This is a genomic window from Arhodomonas aquaeolei DSM 8974 (assembly GCF_000374645.1).
Taxonomy (GTDB): domain Bacteria; phylum Pseudomonadota; class Gammaproteobacteria; order Nitrococcales; family Nitrococcaceae; genus Arhodomonas; species Arhodomonas aquaeolei.
Genome location: NZ_KB894801.1, coordinates 260,155 through 286,208, shown reverse-complemented (window position 1 = coordinate 286,208; position 26,054 = coordinate 260,155). Strand labels below are relative to the sequence as shown.

Below are 26,054 nucleotides of genomic sequence, written 5' to 3'. Positions count from 1 at the left end.
GATACGCTGCGGTCAGCGCGGCGTGAGCACGCCGAACCAGTGTTCGGCGGTTTGACGTTCCACCCAGTCCATATCGAAGCCGGCGGTAGTGGCTAGCTCGTTCAGGTGCGCCGGGCCCATACGCGAGGCGAGCCCGGGGCCGACGAGCCCGGGGCCGTCCGGTGCGAACTCGGCCACCAGTAGACGGGCGTCGTCGGCCAGCAATCCGCGGAGGTGGGCGAGAAAGGCGCCGGGGTCGTCGGCGTGGTGAAGGACCATGGTCAGCAGTGCCGCCTCCACCGGCGCCGGCAGAGCGGTGAGGGCGGCGACATCCGCCACCGCGGCATGGAGGTGGTGGAGCTGGTGCAGTGCGGCGGTGCGCCGCAGCAGCTCGATGGCCTCCGGATCGCGGTCGAAGGCGTATACCGTGCCGGTGGCGCCGACGCGCTCGGCGGCGCGCAGCGCAACGTAGCCGCCGCCGCAGCCGAGGTCGGCCACCGTCGAACCGTGGCCCAGGCGCAGGGCGTCGAACCATTCGCCCACCAGCAGTGTCCGCTGGGCCTGGCGGGCGAAGGTCCGGACGGGGTCAGTACCCGCGTGCGAAGTCGATGACATAGTCGAGCGCCTCGCCGTCCCGGTATCTGGCGTAGTTGCGGCGGAAGATCTCCACGATGTCCTCCGGGAAGCTCTCGGCAGCCACGTGGGGGGTCACGTAGCAGTTCTCCAGGTCCCAAAGCGGGCTGTCCGCCGGTAGCGGCTCGGTCTCGAAGACGTCGAGCACGGCCCCGGCGATGTGCCCGTCGCGCAGGGCCTCGGCGAGGGCTTCGCTGTCGATCAGCGGTCCGCGGCCCACGTTGACCACCCAGGCGCGCGCTGGCAGGCGCTTCAATGCCTCGGCGTCGACGAGGTGGTGAGTCTCCGGTGTGTCCGGCAGTGTCAGCACGAGGTAGTCGAGCCCTTCAAGGAACTCACCCCACTCGTCGCCGGCGTAGACGCGGCGCACGCCGGGGACATCGCTCGCGCGGCGCTTGTAGCCGATCACATCGAGGCCGAAGTGGTTCGCGGTGCCGGCGATGTGCTGGCCGATGGAGCCGAGGCCCGCGATGCCCATGGTCCGCCCGCCGAGGCCGCGGTACTGACGCTCGGCCCACACGTGCCCGCGCTGCTGCTCGCGCAGGGCGAAGAACTGGCGTTCCAGGGCAATGAGCCAGCCGAGCACGTATTCGCTCATCAGCGGGCCGAACACGTCCTTCACGCCGGTGAGGGTGTAGCCACGGGGCAGCCCGTCCTCGAGCAGGGCGTCGACGCCGGCGAAGGTGGACTGCACCCAGCTCAGGCGGTCGGCCGCGTCCAGGACCTGCGCCACCAGCGCGGGTTTGCCGAGGATGATGTCGCACTCCGGCGCGAGCGCACGGCCCTGGTCGGCGTCGGTCGCGACGTGGAGCGTCAGCCCGGGCAGCTCGGTACCCTGGAGCAGATCGTTATAGACGTCGGCATCCTCGGAGAGGATCAGCGCGCGGTTCATCGGTGGCCTCCCGCTCGGGTGAATGGAACGACGCCCAGCATAGCGCAGACGCCTGGCGTGTCCATGCCGGATGTAGTGGTCACGCCTGCGGGTGTGCCGGGATCGGGAAGATCAGATCGTAGGCCAGGTTGTAGAGGTACGTGTACACCAGATAGAAGAGCATCAGCGCGACGTTCATGGTCAGCGCCGCCGACAGCGTGTAGTCCATCCACCACATTACCGGCACGAGGGTGATCACGAGCATGCCCAGCTCGAAGGCAAGGGCGTGCCAGATGCGCTCGCCCGGGGTCTTGTAGACACGGCCCGTGAACCGGCGCAGGGCATGGTCGAAGGCGAGGTTGTAGACGTAATTCCACACCGTGGCGAAAAGGGATATGCCCACGGCGAGCGCGCCCACGCGGTGAACGGGGGCCTCGAACAGCCAGCCGGCGAGAGGGCTTACGATAAGCACCCCGATAAGCTCGAAGAGTACGGCATGACGGATACGGTCCGCGACGGAACGCATGGTCGATCTCCGCGACGATGACGGGCCGCCCGGGGCGGCGGGGGATCAGGGGCGATCGCCGGCGGTGATCGGCACGTCCGGGTCGTTGCCCCACTCGGACCAGGAACCGGCGTAGCCGCGGACCCGGGGGTAACCGAGATAGCGCATCACGAAGAACGTCAGCCCCGAGCGGTGATGGGTCTGGCAGTGGGTGATCACCTCCCGGTCCGGCGTCACACCGCGGTCCTTGAGCATCTCGCGGAGGGCCTCCGGCGGCAGCAGCCGGGAGTCGTGCTGGGGATCCATGACCTCGGTCCACTCCAGGTTCACGGCGCCGGGGATATGCCCACCGCGGGCCGCGCGCACGTCCTCGCCCGCGTACTCGGCGGGCGACCGCGCATCGAGGATCACGGTGTTGTCGTCGTTCACATGCTCGAGCATGAACGCCTTGTCCGCGACTACATCGGGGTTGGCGAGCGCCGCGTGATACTCGCTCGGGGGCACAGACGGCGAGGGACCGCTCTCGGTGGCATACCCGTCGGCAACCCAGGCACGCATGCCGCCGTCGAGCAGGGAGTAGTCATGGTGGCCCAGGGCGTCCAGCGTCCACAGGAACCGGGAAGCCCGCCCGTTGCCCTCGTTGTCGCAGGCGAGCACGTGGCAGTCCGAGCGCATGCCGAGCCCGGAGAGGACCCGTGACAGCGTGTCCACGTCCGCCATCAGCCCCTTGGCGTTGCCTTCCTGGCGCAGGATGTCGCTGTAGCGCAGGTGCACCGCGCCCGGGATGTGGGCGCGCTCGTAGGCGTCCGCGTCCGAGAGGTCCACGATCAGCAGGCCCGGCGTGTCCAGGGATTCGGCCAGTGTCTCGGGCTCGACGAGCAGGGGCAGACGCTTGTTCGCCATGACTGGGTTCAGGCCTCCGTGGCGGGTTGGCCCTCGACTGTAACAAGCTCCAGCCAGTGGCGCACGGGGATATCGCTGGCCTCGTCCAGGTGCGTGAGGCAGCCGATGTTGGCCGTTGCGATGAGCTCCGGTGCCCCCGCGTTGAGGTTATCGAGCTTCTGCTGGCGCAGGGTCTTGGCGGTCTCTGGCTGCAGCACCGAGTAGGTGCCGGCGGAGCCGCAGCAGATGTGCGGGTCCGCCACCGGGGTCAGCTCGAAGCCCACCGCCCCCAGCAGGGCCTCGACCCGGCCGCCGAGGCCCTGGGCGTGCTGCAGGGTGCAGGGGCTCTGGAAGGCGATGCGCCGCGGTGCGTCTGCGGCAGGGCGCAGCTCCGCCTGCCAGTGTTCCAGGAATTCCACCGGATCCACGGCCAGGGTGCTGACGCGTTCGGCACGCTCGGCATAGTCCGGGTCGCCGGCGAGGAGGTGGCCGTAGTCTTTGACCTGCGCACCGCAGCCGCTGGCGTTGACGATGATCGCCCCGGCGCCGGCCTCGACGTGGGGCCACCAGGCGTCGATGTTCCGCCGCGCCTGGTCTTTCGCCGTGTCCACGTCGCCGAGATGCTGGTTGACGGCGCCGCAGCAGCCGGCCTCCGGCGTACGGATCACCTGGAAGCCGAGACCGTCGGCGACCCGCGCGGTCTGCGGGTTGATCACGGGATCGAGGGCCGGCTGGACGCAGCCCTCCAGCATCAGCACCGTGCGCTCGCGGGTCGCCTGCGGCCAGGCCGGGGCGGTGCGGCGCGGGCGGATCTTCGAGCGCAGGGGCTGCGGCACCAGCGGCCGTACCGTACGGCCGATGCCGAGGAGCGCGGAGAACAGCTGCCGTCGCGGCAGCACGACGCGCAGCGCCCAGCGCAGCGCGCGTGTGGACACCGGGCGCGGCACCTCGCGCTCGACGATCTCGCGACCCAGGTCGGCGAGACGTCCGTACTCGACGCCGGACGGGCAGGTGGTCTCGCAGGCCCGGCAGGTGAGGCAGCGGTCCAGGTGGGTCTGAAGGCTTTCGGTGGGCTCTGCGCCCTCCAGTACCTGCTTCACCTGGTAGATGCGCCCGCGGGGGCTGTCGAGCTCGTCGCCCCATAGCCGGTAGGTGGGGCAGTTGGCCAGGCAGAAACCGCAGTGCGTGCACTTGCGCAGGATGGCGTCCGCCTCCTGGCCGGCCTCGGTGTCGCGGATGAAGTCGGCGAGTTGGGTCTGCATGGTCGCTTACTCCGGATACAGCCGACCGGGGTTGAGGATCGCCCCGGGGTCGAATGCCTGCTTCACGCGCCGGTGCGCCCGCATGAGGACCGGCGACAGGGGCTGAAAGACGTCGCTGTCGCGGTCGCCGCCGGCGAACAGCGCGGCGTGGCCGCCACGGGCGGTGACCGGGCCACGTACCGCGGCCGTGTCGGCGTCGGTGCGTAGCCACAGCTGCTGGCCCGCCCAGTCCGTGACGGCTTCGCCGGGCAGACCCTCCGGCTGTTGCCCCGGTGGCAGCGCAATCCGCCACAGGGGCGTGTCGGTGCGCGCGAAGAAGGGATGGCGGTGATCCCGCCAGTCGGCCCAGACCGTCGCCGCGTCCGCCAGGGCCTCACCGCCGACGCGGGCCAGGCCCTGCTCGACGCCGGAATGGGTGCCGGAGAGCCGCAGCAGCGCGGCCTCGCCGTCGTGAACGGCGGCGGAGACCGGCACGCCCTGGCGCAGCCAGCCCTCGACGGCGCCGTGGAGCGCCTCGGCAGGGAGCTCGAGGCGCACACTGGCCTCGGTCTCCGGCCGCGGCAGGACCTTGACCGTGACCTCCAGGATCACGCCGAGGGTGCCCAGCGCGCCAGTGTTGAGACGGGAGAGGTCGTAGCCGGCGACGTTCTTCATGACCTCGCCGCCGAAGTGCAGGACCTCCCCATTGCCGTTCACCAGGCGCAGGCCGAGCACCATGTCGCGCACGGCCCCGGTGAAAGGCCGCCGGGGGCCGGCGAGGCCGGCGGCGACAGCGCCGCCGAGGGTGCCGCCGCCACCGAAGTGAGGCGGCTCGAAGGGCAGCATCTGACCCTGCCCGGCGAGCGCGGCCTCGATCTCCGCGAGCGGGGTGCCCGCCCGGGCGGTCAGGATCAGCTCGGTGGGGGCATAGTTGACGATACCCCGGTGGCTGGAGACGTCCAGCGTCGTGCCCGTCGGCGTGCGTCCATAGAAGGCCTTGCTGCCGCTGCCGGCGATGGACAGCGCGCGGGATGCGGCCGCGGCGTCGCGGACGGCCTCGGCAATGTACTCGGTCCGGTCCTCGCCGGTCTCCATGGCATGCTCCTCAGAATCGCTCGAGTTCCGGATGGGGCAGTTCCCCGTTGTGCACATGCATGGCGCCGAATTCCGCACAGCGCGCCAGCGTCGGGACCGCCTTGCCGGGGTTGAGCAGTCCCCGGGGGTCGAAGGCATGCTTTACCGCGTGGAACTGGTTGAGCTCCGCAGTGCGGAACTGGACGCACATCTCGTTGATCTTCTCCATGCCCACGCCGTGCTCGCCCGTGACCGTGCCGCCCACCTCGACGCACAGGGTGAGGATCTCGCCGCCGAGGCGCTCCGCGGTCTCGAGCTCGCCGGGACGGTTGCCGTCGAAGAGTATGAGGGGATGGAGATTGCCGTCGCCGGCATGGAAGACGTTGACCACGCCGAGCCCGTACTCCGAGGAGAGCTCGCGGATGCGCCGGAGCACGTGGGCGAGCTGGTGGCGGGGGATGGTGCCGTCCATGCAGTAGTAATCCGGCGAGATGCGCCCGACGGCCGGGAACGCGGCCTTGCGACCGGCCCAGAAGCGGGCCTTCTCGGCGTCGTCCGCGGCGACCTGGATGCGCGTGGCGCCGTGCTCGCGCATCAGTGCCTGGACGCTTTCGAGCTGGTCGGCAACCTCGGCGTCGGTGCCGTCGAGCTCGCAGATGAGGATGGCGGCGGCCCCGGTGTCGTAGCCGGCGTGGACGAAGTCCTCCGCCGCCTGGATCGCCGGGCCGTCCATCATCTCCAGTCCGCCCGGGATCACGCCGGCGGCGATGATCGCCGCGACCGCGTGGCCGCCGTGCTCGACGTCGTCGAACGAGGCCATGAGCACGGATTTCGTCGGCGGCTCGGGCAGAAGCTTCACGGCGATCTCCACGATCACCGCGAGCATGCCCTCGGAACCGTGCATCAGCGCCAGCAGGTCATAGCCGGGGGTGTCCGGGGCCTCCGAGCCGATGGTTACCAGCTCGCCGTCGATGGTCACTGCGGTCACCTCGAGGACGTTGTGCACGGTCAGCCCGTACTTCAGGCAGTGCACGCCGCCGGCGTTCTCGGAGACGTTGCCGCCGATGGAGCAGGCGATCTGGGAGGAGGGATCCGGTGCATAGTACAGCCCGTGGGGGGCGGCGGCCTCGGAGATCGCAAGGTTGCGCACGCCGGGCTGGACCCGCGCGATGCGCCGTTGTGCGTCCACTGACAGGATGCGGTTGAACTTGCCCAGCGACAGCAGGATGCCCTGCGGATGGGGCAGGGCGCCGCCGGAGAGGCTGGTGCCGGAGCCCCGGGCGACCACGGGGACGTCCCACTCGCTGGCCAGCCGGAGCACGGCCTGAACCTGCTCGACGGTCTCGGGCACGGCCACCACCAGCGGCAGCTGGCGATAGGCGGACAGGCCGTCGCACTCGTAGGCGCGCAGGCCCGCCTCGTGGACAATCAGTCCCTCGCCGGGGAGTATCGCCGAGAGCCGCGTGATCAGGTCGTCGCGGTCGACGGAGAAACGGGTGTCTTCGTCACGGTAACGGGACGGCGCTGCCATGACCTCTCCTCCATTGGTCTGACCAATGCACCATAGCAGACCGGGGTGCCGAAAGGAAAACGCCCGTGCATCGGGCACGGGCGTCGGCGGCGGCTCGGGGAGGCGGGCCCGTCAGCAGGGCCGTCGGCGGGTCATTTGCGGACCCACTTGCCGCCGTCGTTCTGGTAGTACCAGCCGTCCCGGGCGTTGCGCACCCAGCGCTCCGCGAAGACCCCGCGGATGCGCTGCTCCCATTCGGGGTGATCGTTGGCCACGGCGATTTCACGGTACAGGGCGTTGCGGTCCGCGTTCTCCGCGGAGACGAGCTGGCGGACGCTGCCCCGCTCGGCGAGCGGCACACTGTTGAGGTCACGCACCGCGACCAGGGCGTCCCGGGTGAGCCCGACGGCACCGGACTCGTAGTAGGGACGCAGCCGGGAGAAGCGCTTCTCCATGCTCGCGGTCAGGCGCTTGACCGCGGGTGAGGAGATGTCGATGCGTGGTTCCTGGGCGTGGGCGGGGGTGATCAGCGTGTCGAGCAGGCGTATCGCCAGGGGACGTTCCGCTCCGGGGGCTCGCCCCTGGGTGTCGTCCCCCTCCGGGGCCTGCTCGCGCGTCGGCGGGGCACCGTCCTCCGGGCCCCAGACGTCCTTGATGATGCGGTCGGCGGCCTTCTCCGCGGCGACCGCCGGGAAGTACACATTGATGGTCACACAGGCGGCGAGCAGCATGAACAGCGGCACGAGGCCCAGGCGCTTGATCGCGGTCACGGCGGGTCTCCTTCGTCGTCGTGGCGTCGGGTCTACTCTACCACCGGTGCGCCGCCGGCGGTGACGCCTGCGAGCTGGCGGATGAACGTCGACCAGCTGACCCGGTCGACGTGCCCGATCACGTCCACGCGGGGGACGCTCGCGCCCTCGACGATGTAGTAGCCGTTCTCCGCCGGGCCGACGCCCCGCATCAGGCATACATCGCCCGAGAGGCGGCAGCCGAGCCCGAGGCGGGCGTAGCCGAAGGCGTCGAACACGCTGAGCAGGCCGCGGGACAGGGCCCCGGCCGCGCCGCTGCCGCCGATGCTTGACAGGGCCTCGATCGCCCGCTGGCTGATCCGGTGGGGTACCGGGTCGTCCACCGGCGTGTGGAACCAGGCGTCGAAGGCGGCGGGCTGCCAGCCCACCAGGCGCAGCCCGGTGACGCGGCCCTCCAGCGTGCCGGTGATGCGGCCGAACTCGAACGCCGTCGTCAGCGTCTCCAGGTCGAGGCCCTGCGCCGTCAGCTCCCCGGTAAGCCGGGGGGCCACACCGAAGGGGTCGGAGAGTACCAGGTCCTGGAGGCGGATGAGGCCCTTGAAGGCCTCGATGCGCAGGGTCCCGGCGACGCTCGCGGTGCCGTTGGCGTAGCGCAGGGTCGGCAGCTCGCCGGAGAGGGTGCCGCCGAACCGCGGCCAGCCCAGGGCCTGGGTCACCGGGCCGAGGCTGATGGGGGTCACCCGCGCGTCCAGGGCGGCGGCGGGGTTATCGCCGGCGAGCCCGGATAGCGCGAGCCGCTCCACCGCCAGCGCGCCGTCCGCGATGGGGACGCGCAGGGGCGCAAGGAGCCTGCCGCCATCGCCGTGGAGCAGGGCCCGTGCGTCGAACGCCCCGACCGGGACGCCGTGGAGGCTGCCCCCCTGCACGCTCAGGCGGCTCGCCGCAGGCGCGTCGAGGTCGCCGGCCCGCCAATCCAGCCGGGCGTCGAGGCCGTTGAGCCGGTAGTCGGCACCGTCGAGCCCGACGCCGGAGAGGCGCAGGTTCACGCTCCGGAGTACCCCGTCGGCGAACGCCGCGCGAAGCGTGGCGTTGCCGTCGCCGGCCACCTCGGGGAAGCCGCCGCCGGTGAGGAACGGGCGTGCATACGTGGCATAGGCCGCCGGCAGGCTCAAGGTCAACGGCGTGACGTCCGCGGCGACGATGCCCCGGCCGCTCGCCCAGGTAAGGGTGCCCTGACCGCTGACGAGGCCGGGCTGATCCACGCGCAGCCGGGAGAGATGGACGCTGTCGAGCGTCTCGGGGACCGTGAGGTCGGTCCGCAGGGTCAGTGGGTGTGCGGCGAGGTCCACGAAGACCGGGTCGCTGTAGACCTGCCCGCCGTCGAGCGCCGCCTCCGTCTGGCCGAACCAGTCGCCGTCGCCGCCGCGTGCCGCCCAGGACAGGCGGCCCGTTACGCCCTCGGCGGCCTGCAGGCCGCTCGCGCTGCCGCCTGACAGCCCTTCCAGCACGATCTCGCCGGCGGTGCGCAGTACACCGGCGGCGTCGCCGGAGAACGTGGCGTTGACCGAGACGGTGCCGCCGCCGGCCTGCCAGCCACGAACCGCATCGCCGGCGAGGGCGAGAATGGCGCCCGGCGCCAGGCCGTTGCCCTGGGCGTTCACCCGCCAGCCGCCCGGGCCGTAGTGTGCGGCGACCCGGAGGCCGGAGCCGCCGACCGGGAGCGAGGGCAGGGTGACGTCCAGTGTACCGGTGTCCCGGCGCCAGGTGGCCGCCGCATCGGCGGCGACAGTGCCGACCGGTGCCCAGCTCGCGCTCAACCGGGCGTCGGCGCAGGTGACGCGGTCCGGGGCCAGCCGTGCCGCCGGACAGTCGATCCGCACGTCCCTGACCGGTGGCTGGTCGCCGGGCAGGTCGAGGCGGTCGATGTTCACGGTCAGGGCGCCGTCGCCGAGCCCGTAGCTCAGCCGTATCCCGTGGACGACGGCGCCGCCCACGGCCGCGCGGCCGACGTCGACGGCGAACGTCTCGACGGCGCTGCTGACGGTGGCTATGCACAGGAGCACGGCGGCGAGGCCGTGACGCAGGCGCCCCGGCGGCATAGAACTGGCTCCGATTGACCCCTGAGGCCCCATCATCGTGGCCCGTGCGCCTGGTGTCACGGCCCGGTGAAGGGGGAGCGTGGTGCACGGCCTGCGCGGGTGCCCGCAGCGGTGGGCCGGCTACCCGAAGGCGGCCGGCGATTACCGGTGATGTGTACGTACCCGCGACGCGGCGCCGTTACCCGTCAGGCGGCCTGGCGCGTGTGCTCCGGCAGACCCGTTGCCAGGGGCACGGTGACCGCACCGCCGGCCAGCGCGATCCACAGCGGCGCCGCCGGCCCCCAGGCGGCGGCCGCCGGGCCCAGGGCCATGACGCCCAGCGCCGCCAGGCCGTTCGACAGCCCCAGTGCCAGTCCCGATCCCAGGGAGCGGTTCTCCGGCAGGATGTCCTGGGCGATGAGGATACCCAGCGGCAGGGTGGCGAACAGGCAGATGCCGAGCACGCCGAGGGCGATCCAGAGCCACACGCCGTCCGCGAGCAGGAAGGCGGCGAGCATGGCCACCGACACGGTCATCGCGCCGATCAGCAGCGGCCGGCGCCCGACCCGGTCCGAAAGCCGTCCGCCGCTGACGTTGCCGATGACCCCGATCACCAGCATGACGGTGATGAAGCTGGCGCCGGTGGTGAGCGAGCCGCCTGCACCGGTCCACATCAACGGCACGTAGGTCACCACGGACAGGATCACGAGCGAGCGCAGCGCCGAGAACGCCACCAGCCGTGACAGTGGCCCGATGTGACGACGCCATTGGATCGGCGTGGCGTCCGGTGTGCGCGGAGGCAGGTGCGGCGCCAGGCCGAAGAGGAAAGGCAGGGTGAGCAGGGCGGGCAGCGCGAGCACCCACAGATAGCCCAGACCCCACTCCACGACGACCCAGCTCGCGATCGCCGGCCACACGCCGCGGCCAACCTCGCCGCCGACCAGGAATACCGACATTGCGGTGCCCGGCCGGTCGCCGCCGAGGCGGCGCACACCGGCCAGCGCCTGGGGATGGAAGAACGAGTTGGAGATGCCGATCAGGACCAGTACGGCGACCAGGGTCCAGAAGCTGGTGGTCAGCCCAACCAGTGCGCCGCCGAGCGACGAGCCCGCGAGTCCCAGCGCGATCATGACCCGGCCGCCGAGGCGGTCGGCGAGCAGCCCCACCAGCGGCTGCAGCGCCTGGCCCATCAACAGGGCGGCCATGATCGTCCCGGCGAGGGCGACGGAGAGATTCAGCGATACCAGGATCGCCGGCAGCACGCCGGGCAGGTAGTTGGCCGCGCCGTCGTTGAGGAAATGGGCCCAGCTCATTCCGGTGAGGCGGACGGTGTGCGTCCGCTCCGGGGCGGTGGCGGTTGTGGTGGCAGCGTCCATGGGTGGCTCCGGATGCCGGTCGATCGGATGCCGGTCGCGCGGGGGCGGCCGGCGGGTGTGATTATAAGCAGGCTACTCGATCATGCGCACGATCAGGGCATCGAGTCCGGGCGTGTCGCGGATACGCCTGTGCGGCGGGTGGGTTCGGCTCGATACGGCCCGTGGAACGGAGATAAGGCGCGCGCCGGCCCCGGAAGGGCCGGCGCGGTCTGTCGCCAGGGGCGGGTCAGCCTGTCGGGGCTTCCTTGCCGGCCAGGAACAGCCACGTCTCCACCACCGAGTCCGGGTTGAGGGAGACACTCTCGATGCCCTCGTCCATCAGCCAGCGGGCGAGGTCCGGATGGTCCGACGGGCCCTGGCCGCAGATGCCCACGTACTTGCCCTTGCGCCGGGCGGCCTGGATGGCCATGTGGAGCATCGCCTTGACCGCCGGGTCGCGCTCGTCGAAGCGCTCGGCTACGAGGCTGGAATCGCGGTCCAGGCCCAGCGTGAGCTGGGTGAGATCGTTGGAGCCGATGGAGTAGCCGTCGAAGATCTCGAGGAACTCATCGGCGAGCACGGCGTTGGAGGGCACCTCGCACATCATGATGAGCTTGAGGCCGTTCTCGCCCTTCCTGAGACCGTTCTCGGCGAGCAGGTCCGCCACCTGCTGGCCCTCGTCGACGGTGCGCACGAACGGGATCATGATCCAGACGTTGGTCAGTCCCATCTCGTCGCGCACCTTCTTGAGTGCGCGGCACTCCAGCTCGAAGCAGGCCCGGAAGGTGTCCGAAATGTAGCGCGAGGCGCCGCGGAACCCGATCATCGGGTTCTCCTCGTCCGGCTCGTACTGCGTGCCGGCGATGAGGTTGGCGTACTCGTTGGACTTGAAGTCCGACATGCGCACGATCACCGGCTTGTCCCAGAACGCCGCGGCCAGCGTGGAGATGCCCTCCGCGAGCTTGTCCACGTAGAACTGCACCGGGTCGTCGTAGCCGGCCATCTGGTTGCGGATCACCGCCTGCATGTCCGCGCTCTGCTGGTCGAACTCCAGCAGCGCCCGCGGGTGGATGCCGATCATGCGGTTGATGATGAACTCCAGCCGCGCCAGGCCGATGCCCGCGTTGGGCAGGTGGGCGAAGTCGAAGGCGCGGTCCGGGTTGCCGACGTTCATCATGATCTTGAACGGCAGATCAGGCATGTTCTCCAGGCTGATCTCCTTGATCTCGAAGTCCTTGCGGCCCTCGTAGATATAGCCGGTATCGCCCTCGGCGCAGGATACCGTGACGTCCTGGGCGTCGGTGATGCGCTCGGTGGCATCGCCGGCACCGACCACCGCCGGGATGCCGAGCTCGCGGGCGATGATCGCTGCGTGGCAGGTCCGTCCGCCGCGATTGGTCACGATCGCCGCGGCGCGTTTCATGATCGGCTCCCAGTCGGGGTCGGTCATGTCGGTGACGAGGACGTCGCCGGGGGCGACGCTGTGCATGTCGTCGATACTGTCGACGACCCGGGCGCGACCGGCGCCGATGCGCTGGCCGATGGCGCGGCCGGTGGCGACCACGCGGCCGCGCTCCTTGAGCTGATAGCGCTGCAGCACCTGGCCGCCGTCGCGGCTCTTCACCGTCTCCGGGCGGGCCTGGAGGATGTATAGCCGGCCGGTCTCGCCGTCCTTGCCCCACTCGATGTCCATGGGCCGGCCGTAGTGCTTCTCGATGATCAGCGCCTGGCGGGCGAGGTCCTCGACGTCGGCGTCGGTGAGGGAGTAGCGGTTGCGCTCGCCCTCAGCGACCTCGACGGTGTGCACGCTCTTGCCGTGACCGGTCTCGCCGCTGTAGACCATCTTGATGGCCTTGCCGCCGAGGATGCGGCGCAGGATCGCCGGGCGGCCGGCCTCCAGCGTGGACTTGTGCACGTAGAATTCGTCCGGGTTCACCGCACCCTGGACCACGGTCTCGCCGAGGCCGTAGGACGAGGTGATGAACACCACGTCGCGGAAGCCGGACTCGGTGTCCATGGTGAACATCACGCCGGCGGCGCCGACGTCGGAGCGCACCATCTCCTGGATGCCCGCCGACAGGGCGACCTGCTCGTGCTCGAAGCCCTGGTGGACGCGGTAGGAGATCGCGCGGTCATTGAACAGCGAAGCAAAGACGTCCTTGATCGCGAGGAGGACGTTGTCGAGCCCGCGCACGTTGAGGAAGGTCTCCTGCTGGCCGGCGAAGGAGGCGTCCGGCAGGTCCTCGGCGGTGGCGGAGGAGCGCACGGCGACCGCCATATCCGACTTGCCCACGCGTTTCTCGAGGTCGCGGTAGGCGGCGGTGATCTGTTCCTCGAGCTCGGCGGGGAAGGGCGTCTCCACGATCATCTTGCGGATCCGCGCGCCCACGGCCATGAGCTGCTCGACGTCGTCGACGTCGAGGCCTTCCAGCTCGTCGTTGATGCGCGAGCGCAGACCGCTGTCATCAAGGAATTTCCAGTACGCGCCGGCAGTGGTGGCGAAGCCTCCCGGCACCTGGACGCCGGCGGCGGCGAGATGGCTGATCATCTCCCCGAGGGATGCGTTCTTGCCGCCGACGCGGTCGACGTCTTGCATGCCCAGGGACTCGAACCAGACAACGTATTCGGTCAATGTAATGCCTCCCAGATTGTCAGACCGGCTGCGTACGGGACGCCGACGCCGCGGTGGCGGGCCCCGCGGGCTTCCGCCGGCGCCACGGCGCGTTTAAGGTGATCGCGCACGATCAACCAACCCCCGCGAGGCGAGGATGGCAGGAAAACGCGCCGTATTCTTCATCTCCGACCGAACCGGCATTACCGCCGAGACACTCGGCCACAGCCTGCTTACGCAATTCAACGACGAGTTCGATCATATTACGCTGCCGTTCACGGACAGCCCCGAGCGCGCCGACCAGGCGGTTCGGCGTGTCGAGGAGGCCAATCGCGTCAACGGCCTGCGTTCCATTGTGTTCAGCACCGTCATCGCCCCGGAGATCCGCGAGCACCTGCAGCACGTCGATGCGCTGGTCTTCGACTTCTTCGACACCTTCATCGCCCCCATGGAGCAGGAGCTCGGTGAGCGTTCCAGCCATACCATCGGGCGTTCCCACGGCATGATCGACAATCAGCGCTATGATGTGCGCATCGACGCCATGAACTACGCGCTCTCGCACGACGACGGGGCGGTGGTGCGTCACTACGATCAGGCCGATGTCATCCTCGTCGGCGTCTCGCGTTCGGGCAAGACGCCCACCTGCATCTACCTCGCGCTGCAGTACGGCATCTATGCCGCCAACTACCCGCTCACGGAGGAGGACCTCCTCGGCGGGCGCTTACCCTCCATCATCCGCCCGCACCGACGCAAGCTCTACGCGCTGACCATCCGTCCGGACCGTCTCTCGCGGATCCGCTCGGAGCGCCGTCCGGACAGCCGTTACGCCTCGCTGCGCCAGTGTCAGTACGAGGTCGCCCGGGCCGAGGGCCTGTTCGAGCGCGAGAAGCTGCCGATGGCCGACACCACCGCGATGTCCATCGAGGAGATCGCGACCACGATCATCCATAACCGGCAGCTGCGCCGGCGACTTTATTAAAAAACGGCGTGGCTTTCCACTTAACCTATAGGGCGAGCTGATCGAAGGCGCCTTACGGTGCGGCAGTGGTACGGCCTCCGGGGTGCTTCGGGGTGCGGGGTGCCCAGCGCCCGCCGGTGTGGCCGTATGCCGACGACGGACGGCAACGGTCGGCACCGACCCGGGTGACGCCGGGGGAGCCGGCCTCCGGTGGGACATGCACGCTGGGGCGCTGTGATACTATCCGCGACATGATGATCGAGACCCCGCAAACCGTTCCGGCTTCCCGTGGCGAGCGCAGCTTCGCCGCGCTGATGGAGCTCTATGAGAACAACTACATCTACATGCGCCGGCTCCTCCCGGAACCGGACCGCAATGGCGACTGCGTGGTCTCCCGCGTGCCCGGCACCCCCGATCTGCATCTACGGGTGGTCGAGCGCTGCGCCTACACCACGAGCGTGGTGCTGACCCATCACTTCCATCGCGGGGATACCGCCGAGGTGACGCCGGATCTGCGGGTCCGCATCTACCACGATGCCCGAGTCGCGGAAGTCCTGCCGGACTCGTGCCTGAGCGGCTTCCGCCGCGACTGTCGCGGGCCCGAGACGGGCAGCATGGCCTGGCGTTGGGAGGTGAACCGGTTCCTGAACCGCTGGCTGCGGTACTGTCTGGGCGAGGGCCACTCGTTCATGCCGGTGCTCGGCGAACCCCCGGCGTACCGGCCGCTGGCACGGCGCTGGAGCGTCTGACCGGAGCCGGCGGTGCGGCTGACCTCCAAGGCACGCTATGCGGTCACGGCGATGACGGTGCTCGCCCTGCGCGAGCCCGGCGGGCGGACGAGCCTGGCGGAGCTTGGCGCGGAGCAGGGCATTTCGCTTTCCTACCTCGAGCAGCTCTTTGCCGCGCTGCGCCGTGCGCGCCTGGTGACCGGTGTGCGCGGCCCGGGGGGCGGTTACCGGCTGGCACGGCCGGCCTCCGGAATCAGCGTCGCGGCGGTGGTTAGCGCCGTGGATCCGGCCGGTGGCGATGGCGCCGCCGACGACGACGCAGCGGCCCAGTGCCTCACCCACGACCTGTGGTCGGAGCTATCCGGCCAGCTCTATACCCTGCTTGACGGCATCACCCTGGAGACGCTCGCTGCGGACCCGGCGATCATCGCCGCCCTCGAAGAGGACGTGCGCGAAAGCGCCGGGCCCGGTGGATGAACGCGGCACGCTCGGCGGTGTCGCCGCGTTCGCGGTAGCGAAGCCGGACGTAGTCGCGCGCGAGTGCGGCGACCACGGCACCCAGCGCCTCATCGGCGTCATCGGCCCGCCGTGCCACCGTATGCGGACCGTCCCCCGCTTCCAGGGGGATGCCCGCGCGCAGGAGACGGGCGCGGATACGGCGCCAGGCCCGCGATAGCGGATCCTCCGCCGCCCGTCGGCGATGCAGGCCCCAGAGCGCATAGACGGCCGCAACGGCGCCAAGGGCCCCCAGTACGCCGAGCCCTACGGTCAACGGCCGGGTCAGGCCGAGGCGCTGCCACAGTCCCTGCTGGGCCCGCGGGCCGTAGGTCAGCACCCAGCGGTTCCACATCACGTCGACCTGCTCCCAAGCCAGTCGCATCGCGCGCAGCACACCGCCATCGCCGCCGCGCGCCATGAGCGGTACCGGATCGTCCGCCGGGACCGACGCCGCCAGCCCGTCACTGGCCCTGGCCGGGGCGACGGCCACGGTCGGATCGATGCGCTGCCAGCCGTCACCGGGCAGCCATACCTCCACCCAGGCATGGGCGTCGGACTGGCGGACCACCAGGTAATCCGCCCCGTCCGGACGCCCGCCGCCCAGGTACCCGGCCACCAGCCGGGCCGGCACCCCGCCGGCACGCATCAGCACGGCGAAGGCACTGGCGAAGTGCTCGCAGAAACCACGACGGGTATCGAACAGGAAACGGTCGATGCGGCCGCCGTCGAGGCGGCCGGGGCTCAGCGTGTACACGAACGGGCGCTGGCGCAGCCACGCCAGCGCGGCGTCGACGAACCCGGCGGTACCCGCCGCGCGGTCGTGCAGGCGCCGGGCGAGGGCGCGGGTGCGCGGATGCGCGTTCGCCGGCAGGCCCGTATAGCGCTGTCGCACGCGTGCGGACATGTCCGGCTCGACGCGCCCGGGGGTGAAGGAGCGGGCGCGGTAGCGGCGCAGCGAGGCGACCGGCTCGTCAGCGAGGTATTCCAGCGCCGGCGTGCGCTGCACCTCCGCGCTGACGTCGCCGGGCAGGTCCAGGGCGTAGAGCCAGCGCTGCCGGTGGGGCTGGAGGGTGATCACCTGGGTGCGGACCGGCCCGTCGCGGCTGACGGAGACCGTCCGCGGTGGACGCTCGCCCCGGCGCCAGGTAACACCGTCGTAGGCGGCGAACACCGGTCCCCGCCAGTAGCGCTGCCCGGGCGGTGGGGGCGGGCCGTCGGGGAAGCGGACCCGGAAGGCCACCTCATCGGAGCGGCTGAGCCGGCTGAGGTCGCCGGGGCGGATCGTATCGGAGATGCCCGTGACCCCGGTGCCGCCGTCGTCGGGAAGGGCCCATAACGGTCCCGGCAGGCGTGGAAAGAGCGCGAACAGGATCAGCATGACCGGCACCGCCTGCCCGGTGAGTGCACCGGCGGTACGCAGGTCCGCCCGGACGATTCCGGCGCCCGTCGCCCGTCCGGCGGCAATGAGCAGCGCGGTGGCCGCCCAGGCGGTCGCCAGGAGATAGGCGCCCATGGGCAGCGACTCGTCATCGAGGAAGGCGGTCAGTGCAAGGAACACCGCGAGGTAGGCGACGATGCGTAGATCGCGGCGTCCACGCATCTCCAGTGTCTTCAGTGCCCCCATCAGGGTGAGTAGTGCGACGCCCGCCTCCGGCCCGACGACAGTGGCGAACTGCGCTGCGACCAGGGCCAGGGCGGCGGCGGTCAGGGCCACACGGGTGAGCCGGCGTGGCAGATGATAGCCGCGCACACCGATCCACAGCCGCCAGCCGAGCAATGCGGCGATGGCCGTGGATATCGCCGGCGGCAGGGCGAACAGGTGCGGGACGAGGACACCGGCGATCAAGGCTATCGCCCAGAACAGGGTGCGGCGGTCGACGGCGCTGATTGTGCTCATAACGGTAGCAGCGCCAGTGCGGTCAGGCAGTCGTGGCGGTGGCGCTCACCGTGGCCGGGGCCGAGGGAGCAGCCGGGCAGGATCAGCGTGTAGGCCTCACCCCGTGCGTGGGCCATCTCGATCCAGGCGGCGAGCCGCGCGATCCGCGCCTCCGGGGCGAGTCCGGGGGCGTCGCCCCAGGCGAGCCGGCGCTGGGCACCGCGGGTGCCGGAGAACACCTTGGTGTGGAGCTCGCCGGCGGACTCGCTCGCCTTCCAGGCGATGCGCGGCAGCGGGTCGCCAATACGGTAGCGGCGCAGGCCCGCGTAGTCCTCTTCGGAGGTGTCGCTGGCCGTCCCGCCGTCGCCGGTTCGCCCGGCGGGCAGCGGCGGCGGGTGCGCCTCCGGCAAGGGGTAGACGACGGCGGAGCGGTCCGGCTCGATCCAGCTCCAGGCCTGGAAGAGGCCGCCGGGATGGCGGGTCGCCACGCGGATGCGCCCGGCCGGGAGGCGGCCGCGGCGGGGTGCCGGCCGGGGCACGCGGACGACGGTCTGGTCATGAGGCCCGACGTCTTCGGCGACGCTTGCGTCGCCGGCGTCGAGCGCGATGGCGACTCGTCCCCGCGGGGTGTCGTTGATCAGGGTGACCGGAAAGCGTGCGGTGCCGCCGGCGAAGAGTGCCCCCGGGTTGCCCGGCTCCAGGGTCAGGCCCGCGAGATTGCGGTAGCTGCGGTGCATGGCGGCCACGCCGATACCGACGAGCAGGTAGGTCAGGGCGAAGCCGAGGTTCAGCCGGTAGTTGGTTGCGGTCAGCCACATCACCACCACGAGGGCGGCGAAGCCCCAGCCCTGGGCCGTGGGCAGGATGTAGATCCGGCGGTAGTGGAGCGTCACCCGGGCGCGGGTGTCCCCGTGGCGGCGTCGCAGCCAGCCCCGGAGCCACAGCGGGAGGTCGATCACGGGATCGGCACGTCCGCCAGCAGCGCGCCGCAGCGCTCGCGGGCCGTGGCCAGTCCCTCGCCGGGGTGCTGGAGGCGGTGGGCGGCGACGTGGGGGAAGACCGCCTGGACGTGCTCCGGCAGCACCGCCGTGTCCCCGCCGGTGAATGCCCAGGCGCGGGCGGCCTGCATGAGCGCGAGGCCCGCCCGGGGGGATAGCCCGCCGGGGCGGTCGCCGTTACGGGTCGCGCGCAGCAGTGCCTGGACGTAGTCCACCAGGGCACCGGCGACATGGACGCGGTGGACGGCCGCTCGCAGGTCGTCCAGATCGTCGTCGCCGAGGACCGGCGGCTCCGCGTCGATCAGCTGCCGCCGGTCCGCGCCCAGCAGCAGCTCGCGCTCGGCCGCGCGGTCCGGGTAGCCCAGGGCCAGGCTCATGAGGAAGCGGTCGAGCTGGGACTCCGGCAGCGGGTAGGTGCCGGTCTGATCGGCGGGGTTCTGGGTCGCGATGACGAAGAACGGCGCCGGCAACGCATGGGTGGTGCCGTCCACGGTGACCTGGTGCTCCTCCATTGCCTCGAGCAGCGCGCTCTGTGTCTTCGGGGTCGCGCGGTTGATCTCGTCGGCGAGCAGCAGCTGGGTGAACACGGGCCCGGGGTGGAAGTGGAAACCGCGGACCTCGCGATCGTAGATGGAGGCACCGAGGATATCGGCGGGGAGCAGGTCACTGGTGAACTGAACCCGCTGCATCTCCAGTCCGAGCAGCCGGGCGAGGACGTGGGCGAGGGTGGTCTTGCCCACGCCGGGAAGATCCTCGATGAGCAGGTGTCCGCCCGCCAGCAGGCAGGCGAGGGACAGTCGGATCGAGTGATCCTTGCCGAGGATGATGTCTCCGGCGCGCTCGAGGACGCGCCCGACCCGTCGGTCCATAGGGGCTCCGGCATCGTGCTCCGAAAGCCCCGCGTTATAGCATATCCCCGCCGGCGCGGGCAGCGCGCTCAGGCGCTGGCCGCGTGGGGAATGGCGGTGCCGTCGATGCCGAGGAAACGGCGCACGTAGCGTGCGGACAGTGCCTGCGTGTCGACGATGATGAACACGTCCGCCACCCGGAAATCCGGGTCCCAGCAGGGCTCGCCGCAGATCCGCGCGCCGAGTGAGAGGTAGGCCTTGAGCAGCGGCGGCACCCGCGTCGCCATGGTGACGGGGTCGCCCTCGGGCAGCGCCGGCATCCCGTGCCGGGGGCGTACACGCATGGGCTCGGGGGCCATGTGGCGGCTGCGCAGGCGCCGCATCAGGGCCTCCGTGGCGAGGCCGCCGTCGCCGGCGGGGATGCTCGCGCAGCCGATAAGGTAGTCGTAGCCGGCGTCCACGATGTGGCCGGCGAGCCCGGACCAGAGCGTGGCGATACTCGCGCCCCGGCGGTATGCCGGGTCGACGCAGGTACGCCCCAGCTCCATGATGCGTCCGGGCAGGTCGCCGACGAAGCCCATGTCGAACTCCGCCTCGGAGTAGAACCCGCCGGCCATCCTGGCGGTGTGGTCGTCGAGCAGGCGGCTGCAGGCGACGACCTCGCCGCTGGCATTGTCGCGGACCATCAGGTGCCGGCACCAGCGGTCGTAGCGGTCCGTCTCCAGCCCCGGGGTGGCGGCGTGCACGGAGGCGCCGAGCTCCTCGGCGAACACGCGGTAGCGCAGCCGCTGGCAGGCCTCGACCGCCTCCGGGGTGTCCGCCCAGTCCACGGTGAAGCGGCCGGTCTCGCGTCGTGACAGGGTAGTTGCGGCCATCTCGGACCTCGCTGTGTCCCGCTGTTGTGACTGCCGCCGAGGGTGACGCAGGCGCATGGCAGGGGCATGACGGAAGGTTGTCATCTCCTTTACCGCTGGCAATGACGGCGGCCAGCAGCGAGAATGCCCCCCGTCCGGTAATCAGGGTGTGACGGCGTCGAGATGAAGTGGGCAGCCATACAGCAGCTGATCGGACTGCTGCTCATGATGTTCAGCGTGACCGCGCTGCCGCCGGCGATGGTTGCGCTGATCGCCGGTGACGGGCAGGTCGTGATCTTCCTGCTGACCTTCGCGCTCACCGCCATGACCGGCGTGGCACTGTGGCTGCCGGTGCGCGGCGACCGCGGCGAGCTGCGCACGCGGGACGGCTTCCTGGTGGTGGCCCTGTTCTGGAGCGTGCTCGGCGTCTTCGGCGCCATCCCGTTCATGCTCGGCCCCCACCTCGGCTTCACCGACGCGATCTTCGAGGCGGTTTCCGGGTTCACCACCACCGGGGCGACGGTGATGACCGGGCTGGACAACATGCCGCCGTCGGTGCTTTACCACCGCCAGCAGCTCCAGTGGCTCGGCGGCCTGGGTGTGATCGTGCTCGCCGTCGCCCTCATCCCCATGCTCGGCGTCGGCGGTATGGCGCTCTACCGTGCCGAGACGCCCGGGCCGATGAAGGACGACAAGATCAGCCCGCGGATCATGCACACCGCGCGCACCCTCTGGTACGTCTATCTCTGGCTCACCGTGGCCTGTGCCGTGTGCTACTGGCTCGCGGGCATGTCGGCGTTCGACGCCGTGGCCCATGCCTTCAGCACCATCGCCACCGGCGGCTATTCGACCCACGATGCGAGTCTGGCCTATTACGACAGCGTCGCCGTCGAGATGGTCGCGAACGTGTTCATGCTGCTGGGCGGCATCAACTTCGCGCTGCACTTCTTCGTGTGGCGCTACCGCAGCCCCCGGCGCTACCTCCAGGACACGGAGACACGGGCGTACCTGGGCATCGTTGCGGTGGCGACGCTGGTGATCGCGGTTACCCTGGTGGTCACGGGCGCGATCCCGAATGGCGGGGAGGCGCTGCGGCACGCACTACTTCAGGTGATCTCGGTGATCACCACCACCGGCTTCACCACCACCGGCTTCAACGACTGGCCGGTCTACATCCCCCTGGTGATCGCGGCGGTGGGCTTCATCGGCGGCTGCGCCGGTTCCACCGCCGGCGGGATGAAGGTCATCCGCATCGTGCTGCTCTACAAGCAGGGTACGCGGGAGACCTTCCGGCTCATCCATCCCCGGGCCACCCAGCCGGTGAAGCTCGGCGGCAAGCCCGTCGCCGAGAACGTGATGAACTCCGTGTGGGGCTTCTACACCCTCTACGTGCTGTCCTCACTGGTGCTCACCGGCCTGATGATGGCGGCAGGGCTCGACCTCGAGAGCGCGTTCGGCGCGGTGATGGCGACCATCAACCTGGTCGGTCCCGGCCTGGGAGAGGTGGCGAGCAACTTCAAGGGCATGCCGGAGATGGTGAAGTGGCTCGGCATCTTTGCCATGTTGCTCGGCCGCCTCGAGGTGTTCACCCTGATGGTGCTCTTCACGCCGGCGTTCTGGCGCCACTGAACGGTGCCCGTGCCGGTCAACGACACAACGGAATCTGACACGTTGGCCATGAATCTCAAGACCCTGGAGCGGCGCCTGACCTACCTCACGGGCAAGGCGATCCGCGAGTACGGCATGATCGAGGACGGTGACCGGGTGATGGTCTGCCTCTCCGGCGGCAAGGACTCCTATACCCTGCTGGAGGTCCTGCGGCTGCTCCAGCGCCGGGCCCCGGTGCGCTTCGAGTTGGTGGCGGTGAACCTCGACCAGAAGCAGCCGGGCTTCCCCGAGCACGTGCTCCCGGCATATCTCGACGGCCTCGGCGTGGATTACCGCATCGTCGAGCGTGATACCTACAGTACGGTGAAGCGGGTGATCCCCGAGGGCCAGACCATGTGCAGCCTGTGCTCGCGGCTGCGCCGGGGCATCCTCTACGGCACCGCCTCGGAGCTCGGCGCGACCAAGATCGCACTTGGCCATCACCGCGACGACATGCTCGAGACGCTGTTCCTGAATATGTTCTATGGTGGGCGGCTGGCGGCGATGGCCCCGAAGCTCAAGAGCAATGACGGCCGTCACGTGGTGATCCGGCCGCTGGCCCATGTACCCGAGTCCTACGCGGAGCGTTACAGCGAGCTCAAGGGCTTCCCGATCATCCCCTGCAGCCTCTGCGGCTCCCAGCCCAACCTAAAGCGCCAGGCGGTGAAGGCGATGCTGAGGCAGTGGGAGGCGGAGGACCCGAAACGGCTCACGAGCATGCTGCGCGCGATGCAGAACGTGCAGCCCTCCCAGCTGGCCGATACCGACCTGTTCGATTTCCATGGCCTGCGCGCCGACGGGGCCGCCACGGACGGGGGAGAGGACCCGCTGGCGGCGGTGGAGCAGGGCGGGAGCGCCGGGGAGCCGGGCGTGGTAACCTTCGGCGCGCCTGCCAGATAAGCGCGGCCGGGGGCGGCGGCGCGGTGGGACGGTGATCGCGTCGACCAGAGGGGGGAACGGGCCGGATGCGGCGCAGAAAGATCTACTTCGCGGTGGCACTCGCGCTGCTGGTGGCGACGGGACTGGTGGCCACCAGCCTGATCAGCTACTACGTCGCCCATGATTCGCTGGCCGAGCGTGTCGCCGAGGAGACGCTGCCGCTGACCAGCGACAACATCTACTCCGAGATCCAGCGCGATCTCCTGCGTTCGGTGCTGATCTCCTCGTTCATGGCCCATGACACCTTCGTGCGCGACTGGGCCATCGGCGGCGAGCACAACGTCCAGCGGATGACCCGCTACCTCAGCGAGGTGCGCAAGAAGTACGACACCATCACCGCGTTCTTCGTCTCCGAGCGCAGCCGGCGTTACTACCACCCCCGCGGCGTGCTCAAGACCGTCCGCCCGGAAGACCCGCAGGACGCCTGGTACTTCCGCGTCCGCAACATGCACGATCGCTACGAGATCAACGTGGATGCCGATACGGCCAATCCCGGGCGGGTGAGCATCTTCGTGAACTACCGTGTGCTCGACTACGACGGTGATTATCTTGGTGCCATCGGCGTGGGCCTGTCGGTGAACGCCGTCGCCGATCTCATCGAGAATTACCAGCGGCGTTACGGCCGCCGCATCTATTTCATCGACCGTGAGGGCGACGTGACCCTGCACGGCAGTGCCTTCGATGTGGCCCCGAACATCCACGACCGCGAGGGGCTCGGGGCCTATGCCACCCGGATCCTGACGAGTCCCAGCACCTCGTTCCGCTTCGACCGGGGGGCCGCCGAGACGGTCTACGTCAACACCCGGCTGGTGCCGCAGATGGACTGGATCCTGGTCGTGGAGCAGAGCAATGCGGCCGCGGAGGCGCGGATCCAGCGCACGCTGGCGGTCAATCTGGCCATCTCGCTGGCGATCACGGTGCTGGTGCTCACGCTTGGTTATATCACCGTGCGCGGCTATCAGCGCCGTCTCGAGGAGATGGCGACCACCGATCCGCTCACCGGGGCGGCGAGCCGCCAGGTCTTCGGCATGGTCTTCGACCAGGTGGTGCGCAGCGCACGCCGCCGGGGCGAGGCGGTGTCGGTGCTGAGCGTGGACATCGACCGGTTCAAGGCGATCAACGACACCCACGGCCACCAGGCGGGGGACCAGGTCATTCGCAGCGTGGTGGACACGGTGCGCCGCCACATCCGTGAGGCGGACACGGTCTGCCGTTGGGGCGGTGAGGAGTTCATCGTTCTGCTCGGCGACTGCAGTGCGGCAGGCGCGGCCGAGCGGGCGGAGACGCTGCGTGCCGCGCTGGCGGACCTCACCGTGCCGGTGGCCGGCACCCACGTTCGGATTACGGTGAGCATCGGGGTCGCGGAGTGCGCGCCCGGGGAGTCGCTGGAGGCCGTGATGCAGCGGGTCGATGCGGCGCTCTATGCCGCCAAACGGGACGGCCGCAACCGTGTGGTAACCGCGTAACCGGACGGCACGGACCGCTGACGGGTCCTGGCCCGGACGGTCCCGTTCGCGGATGCGGCGGTGGCGTGACGCGCGATGGGCAGGGGGCGGCCTCCAACCTGCCCGGCCCGGCGCAGGGCGGCCGGGCCGGGATCCGGCGGCGTGCCGGACGTGGTTACATGGTAGGCATGCTGAAATGGTTCGTGTTGGTCTCGCGCACGCCCTTGGGCCAGCGCGCGGTGACCGTCTTCATCTCGGTGTAGAAACGCACCGCCTCCGGGCCGTGGGCGTGGAGCACGCCGAAGCGCGAGCGCTTCCAGCCGCCGAAGCTGTGGAAGGCCATCGGCACGGGGATCGGCACGTTGATGCCGACCATGCCCACCTGGATGCGCTGGGCGAAGGTGCGGGCCGCGTCGCCGTCGCGGGTGAACACCGCGGTGCCGTTGCCGAACTCGTGGGCGTTGATCAGATCCACGGCCTCGTCGAAGTCCGCGGCGCGGACCACCGAGAGCACCGGGCCGAAGATCTCCTCGCGATAGATGCGCATCTCCGGGGTCACCCGGTCGAACAGGCAGCCGCCGAGGAAGAAGCCGTTCTCGTGGCCGGCGACGGTGTGGTTGCGTCCGTCGACGACCAGCTCCGCGCCCTCGGAGACGCCCACATCGACGTAGCCCTGCACCTTTTCCAGGTGCTCGCGGGTCACCAGCGGACCCATGTCCGGCTCGTTGTCGCGGTCCAGGCCGTTGCCGACCTTCAGGCCCTCGGTGCGCTCGCGCAGTCGCTGGACCAGCCGGTCGGCGGTCTCCTCGCCCACGGGCACGGCCACGGAGACCGCCATGCAGCGCTCGCCCGCGGAGCCGTAGGCGGCGCCCATGAGGGCATCCACCGCCTGGTCGAGGTCCGCGTCGGGCATCACCACCATGTGGTTCTTGGCGCCGCCGAGGGCCTGCACGCGCTTGCCGTTGGCGGCGCCCGTCTCGTAGATGTACTGGGCGATGGGCGTGGAGCCGACGAAGCTGATCGCGCGCACGCGCTCGTCGGTGAGCAGGGTGTCCACGGCGGTCTTGTCGCCGTTGACGACGTTGAACACGCCGTCCGGCAGCCCGGCCTCACGCAGCAGCTCCGCGAGCAGCAGGGCCACCGACGGGTCCTTCTCGGAGGGCTTGAGCACGAAGGCATTGCCGCAGGCCAGCGCCACCGGGAACATCCACATCGGGACCATGGCCGGGAAGTTGAACGGCGTGATACCGGCGCACACGCCCACCGGCTGCTGCATGGACCAGGAGTCCACGTTCGTGCCGACGTTGCTGGAGTGCTCGCCCTTGAGCAGGTGGGGGATGCCGCAGGCGAACTCCACCACCTCCAGGCCGCGGATGACCTCGCCCTTGGCGTCGGAGAACACCTTGCCGTGCTCCCGGGTGATCAACTCGGCGAGGCGGTCGTGATTCTCCTCGATGAGCTGCTTGAAGCGGAACATCACCCGTGCGCGGCGCAGCGGTGGGGTGGCGGCCCAACCGGCCTGGGCTGCCTCGGCGGCGTCGATGGCCTCGCGGACCTGCGCCTCGCTTGCCAGCGCGACCTCCGCGGTACGCTCGCCCGTGGCGGGGTTGTAGACCGGCGCACGGCGCTCGCCCTCGTCGCTGCGAAGCGCCCCGTTGATGAAGTGATGAATGGTGGTCTCGGTCATGATCGCTCCTCCTCGCGGTTAACCGGACGTTCAGTCTGGCGCCGTGTCCGGGAGGGGCGAATTGACGAAACGAACGGGGTAATGGACG

General features: G+C 70.2%; 22 protein-coding genes. 6 read left to right on the top strand and 16 right to left on the bottom strand.

All coding sequences use genetic code 11. From position 1 onward, the window contains the following. Positions 1 to 12: 12 nt before the first annotated feature. The 11 genes from C516_RS18440 to ppsA all read right to left on the bottom strand — a co-directional run bounded on the left by C516_RS18440 (position 13) and on the right by ppsA (position 13,509). On the bottom strand, positions 13 to 594 hold the full coding sequence (locus tag C516_RS18440) for a class I SAM-dependent methyltransferase (protein ID WP_084594063.1): 582 nt from the start codon (positions 592 to 594) through the stop codon (positions 13 to 15). Next, a complete protein-coding gene (locus tag C516_RS0103590) occupies positions 566 to 1,504 on the bottom strand; it encodes a D-2-hydroxyacid dehydrogenase (protein WP_018716999.1) in 939 nt (312 codons plus the stop codon). Before C516_RS0103590 ends, C516_RS18440 begins: the two co-directional genes overlap by 29 nt. Positions 1,505 to 1,583: 79 nt before the next feature. Next, positions 1,584 to 2,009, bottom strand: coding sequence for a PACE efflux transporter (locus C516_RS0103585; protein ID WP_018716998.1), 426 nt, complete (start codon positions 2,007 to 2,009; stop codon positions 1,584 to 1,586). A 45-nt stretch (positions 2,010 to 2,054) separates the two neighbouring features. Further along, complete coding sequence (locus tag C516_RS0103580; RefSeq protein WP_018716997.1) at positions 2,055 to 2,891, bottom strand: sulfurtransferase; 837 nt, start codon at positions 2,889 to 2,891, stop codon at positions 2,055 to 2,057. Positions 2,892 to 2,899: 8 nt separating this feature from the next. Continuing rightward, positions 2,900 to 4,132, bottom strand: a complete 1,233-nt coding sequence (glcF, locus tag C516_RS0103575) for a glycolate oxidase subunit GlcF (RefSeq protein ID WP_018716996.1) — start codon at positions 4,130 to 4,132, stop codon at positions 2,900 to 2,902. A 6-nt stretch (positions 4,133 to 4,138) separates the two neighbouring features. After that, the gene (gene glcE, locus C516_RS0103570; RefSeq protein ID WP_018716995.1) at positions 4,139 to 5,206 is read right to left on the bottom strand and encodes a glycolate oxidase subunit GlcE; all 1,068 of its coding nucleotides are present in this window, start codon (positions 5,204 to 5,206) and stop codon (positions 4,139 to 4,141) included. Positions 5,207 to 5,216: 10 nt separating this feature from the next. Next, positions 5,217 to 6,716, bottom strand: a complete 1,500-nt coding sequence (locus C516_RS0103565; RefSeq protein ID WP_018716994.1) for an FAD-linked oxidase C-terminal domain-containing protein — start codon at positions 6,714 to 6,716, stop codon at positions 5,217 to 5,219. A 131-nt stretch (positions 6,717 to 6,847) separates the two neighbouring features. Beyond that, entirely contained in the window at positions 6,848 to 7,465 is a 618-nt protein-coding gene (locus C516_RS0103560; protein ID WP_018716993.1) for a DUF1318 domain-containing protein, read from the bottom strand. Positions 7,466 to 7,497: 32 nt separating this feature from the next. After that, the gene (locus tag C516_RS18435; protein WP_018716992.1) at positions 7,498 to 9,543 is read right to left on the bottom strand and encodes a hypothetical protein; all 2,046 of its coding nucleotides are present in this window, start codon (positions 9,541 to 9,543) and stop codon (positions 7,498 to 7,500) included. A gap of 185 nt (positions 9,544 to 9,728) precedes the next feature. Next, entirely contained in the window at positions 9,729 to 10,898 is a 1,170-nt protein-coding gene (locus C516_RS0103550; protein ID WP_018716991.1) for an MFS transporter, read from the bottom strand. A gap of 226 nt (positions 10,899 to 11,124) precedes the next feature. After that, positions 11,125 to 13,509, bottom strand: coding sequence for a phosphoenolpyruvate synthase (ppsA, locus tag C516_RS0103545; RefSeq protein WP_018716990.1), 2,385 nt, complete (start codon positions 13,507 to 13,509; stop codon positions 11,125 to 11,127). A 136-nt stretch (positions 13,510 to 13,645) separates the two neighbouring features. Here ppsA and ppsR point away from each other — a divergent pair, with 136 nt between their 5' ends. From ppsR to C516_RS0103530, 3 genes are all read left to right on the top strand, one after another. Beyond that, positions 13,646 to 14,467: a posphoenolpyruvate synthetase regulatory kinase/phosphorylase PpsR gene (gene ppsR, locus C516_RS0103540; RefSeq protein ID WP_018716989.1), complete on the top strand. Its 822-nt coding sequence runs from the start codon at positions 13,646 to 13,648 to the stop codon at positions 14,465 to 14,467. A 230-nt stretch (positions 14,468 to 14,697) separates the two neighbouring features. After that, positions 14,698 to 15,195 (top strand): DUF1249 domain-containing protein, encoded by a 498-nt coding sequence (locus C516_RS0103535; RefSeq protein ID WP_018716988.1) that lies wholly within the window; start codon positions 14,698 to 14,700, stop codon positions 15,193 to 15,195. Between the two features lie 12 nt (positions 15,196 to 15,207). Continuing rightward, entirely contained in the window at positions 15,208 to 15,651 is a 444-nt protein-coding gene (locus C516_RS0103530) for an Rrf2 family transcriptional regulator (protein WP_018716987.1), read from the top strand. Here C516_RS0103530 and C516_RS18430 read toward each other — a convergent pair. The 4 genes from C516_RS18430 to C516_RS0103510 form a co-directional block, all read right to left on the bottom strand. Continuing rightward, the gene (locus C516_RS18430; RefSeq protein ID WP_018716986.1) at positions 15,599 to 17,569 is read right to left on the bottom strand and encodes a transglutaminase TgpA family protein; all 1,971 of its coding nucleotides are present in this window, start codon (positions 17,567 to 17,569) and stop codon (positions 15,599 to 15,601) included. The two genes, C516_RS0103530 and C516_RS18430, sit on opposite strands and share 53 nt — an antisense overlap. Next, positions 17,566 to 18,507, bottom strand: coding sequence for a DUF58 domain-containing protein (locus tag C516_RS0103520; protein ID WP_018716985.1), 942 nt, complete (start codon positions 18,505 to 18,507; stop codon positions 17,566 to 17,568). Before C516_RS0103520 ends, C516_RS18430 begins: the two co-directional genes overlap by 4 nt. Next, complete coding sequence (locus tag C516_RS18425; RefSeq protein ID WP_018716984.1) at positions 18,504 to 19,415, bottom strand: AAA family ATPase; 912 nt, start codon at positions 19,413 to 19,415, stop codon at positions 18,504 to 18,506. Before C516_RS18425 ends, C516_RS0103520 begins: the two co-directional genes overlap by 4 nt. Before the next feature lie 68 nt (positions 19,416 to 19,483). Further along, a complete protein-coding gene (locus tag C516_RS0103510) occupies positions 19,484 to 20,269 on the bottom strand; it encodes a GNAT family N-acetyltransferase (RefSeq protein WP_018716983.1) in 786 nt (261 codons plus the stop codon). A gap of 162 nt (positions 20,270 to 20,431) precedes the next feature. On the opposite strand from C516_RS0103510, the gene C516_RS0103505 reads away from it, so the two are divergent. The 3 genes from C516_RS0103505 (at position 20,432) to C516_RS0103495 (ending at position 24,300) form a co-directional block, all read left to right on the top strand. Further along, complete coding sequence (locus C516_RS0103505) at positions 20,432 to 21,877, top strand: TrkH family potassium uptake protein (RefSeq protein ID WP_018716982.1); 1,446 nt, start codon at positions 20,432 to 20,434, stop codon at positions 21,875 to 21,877. A 9-nt stretch (positions 21,878 to 21,886) separates the two neighbouring features. Further along, complete coding sequence (gene ttcA / locus C516_RS0103500; protein WP_256379692.1) at positions 21,887 to 22,795, top strand: tRNA 2-thiocytidine(32) synthetase TtcA; 909 nt, start codon at positions 21,887 to 21,889, stop codon at positions 22,793 to 22,795. Positions 22,796 to 22,860: 65 nt separating this feature from the next. Further along, a complete protein-coding gene (locus tag C516_RS0103495; protein ID WP_018716980.1) occupies positions 22,861 to 24,300 on the top strand; it encodes a sensor domain-containing diguanylate cyclase in 1,440 nt (479 codons plus the stop codon). Positions 24,301 to 24,454: 154 nt separating this feature from the next. Here C516_RS0103495 and C516_RS0103490 read toward each other — a convergent pair whose 3' ends face one another. Continuing rightward, positions 24,455 to 25,966, bottom strand: a complete 1,512-nt coding sequence (locus tag C516_RS0103490) for a CoA-acylating methylmalonate-semialdehyde dehydrogenase (protein WP_018716979.1) — start codon at positions 25,964 to 25,966, stop codon at positions 24,455 to 24,457. Positions 25,967 to 26,054: the final 88 nt, after the last annotated feature.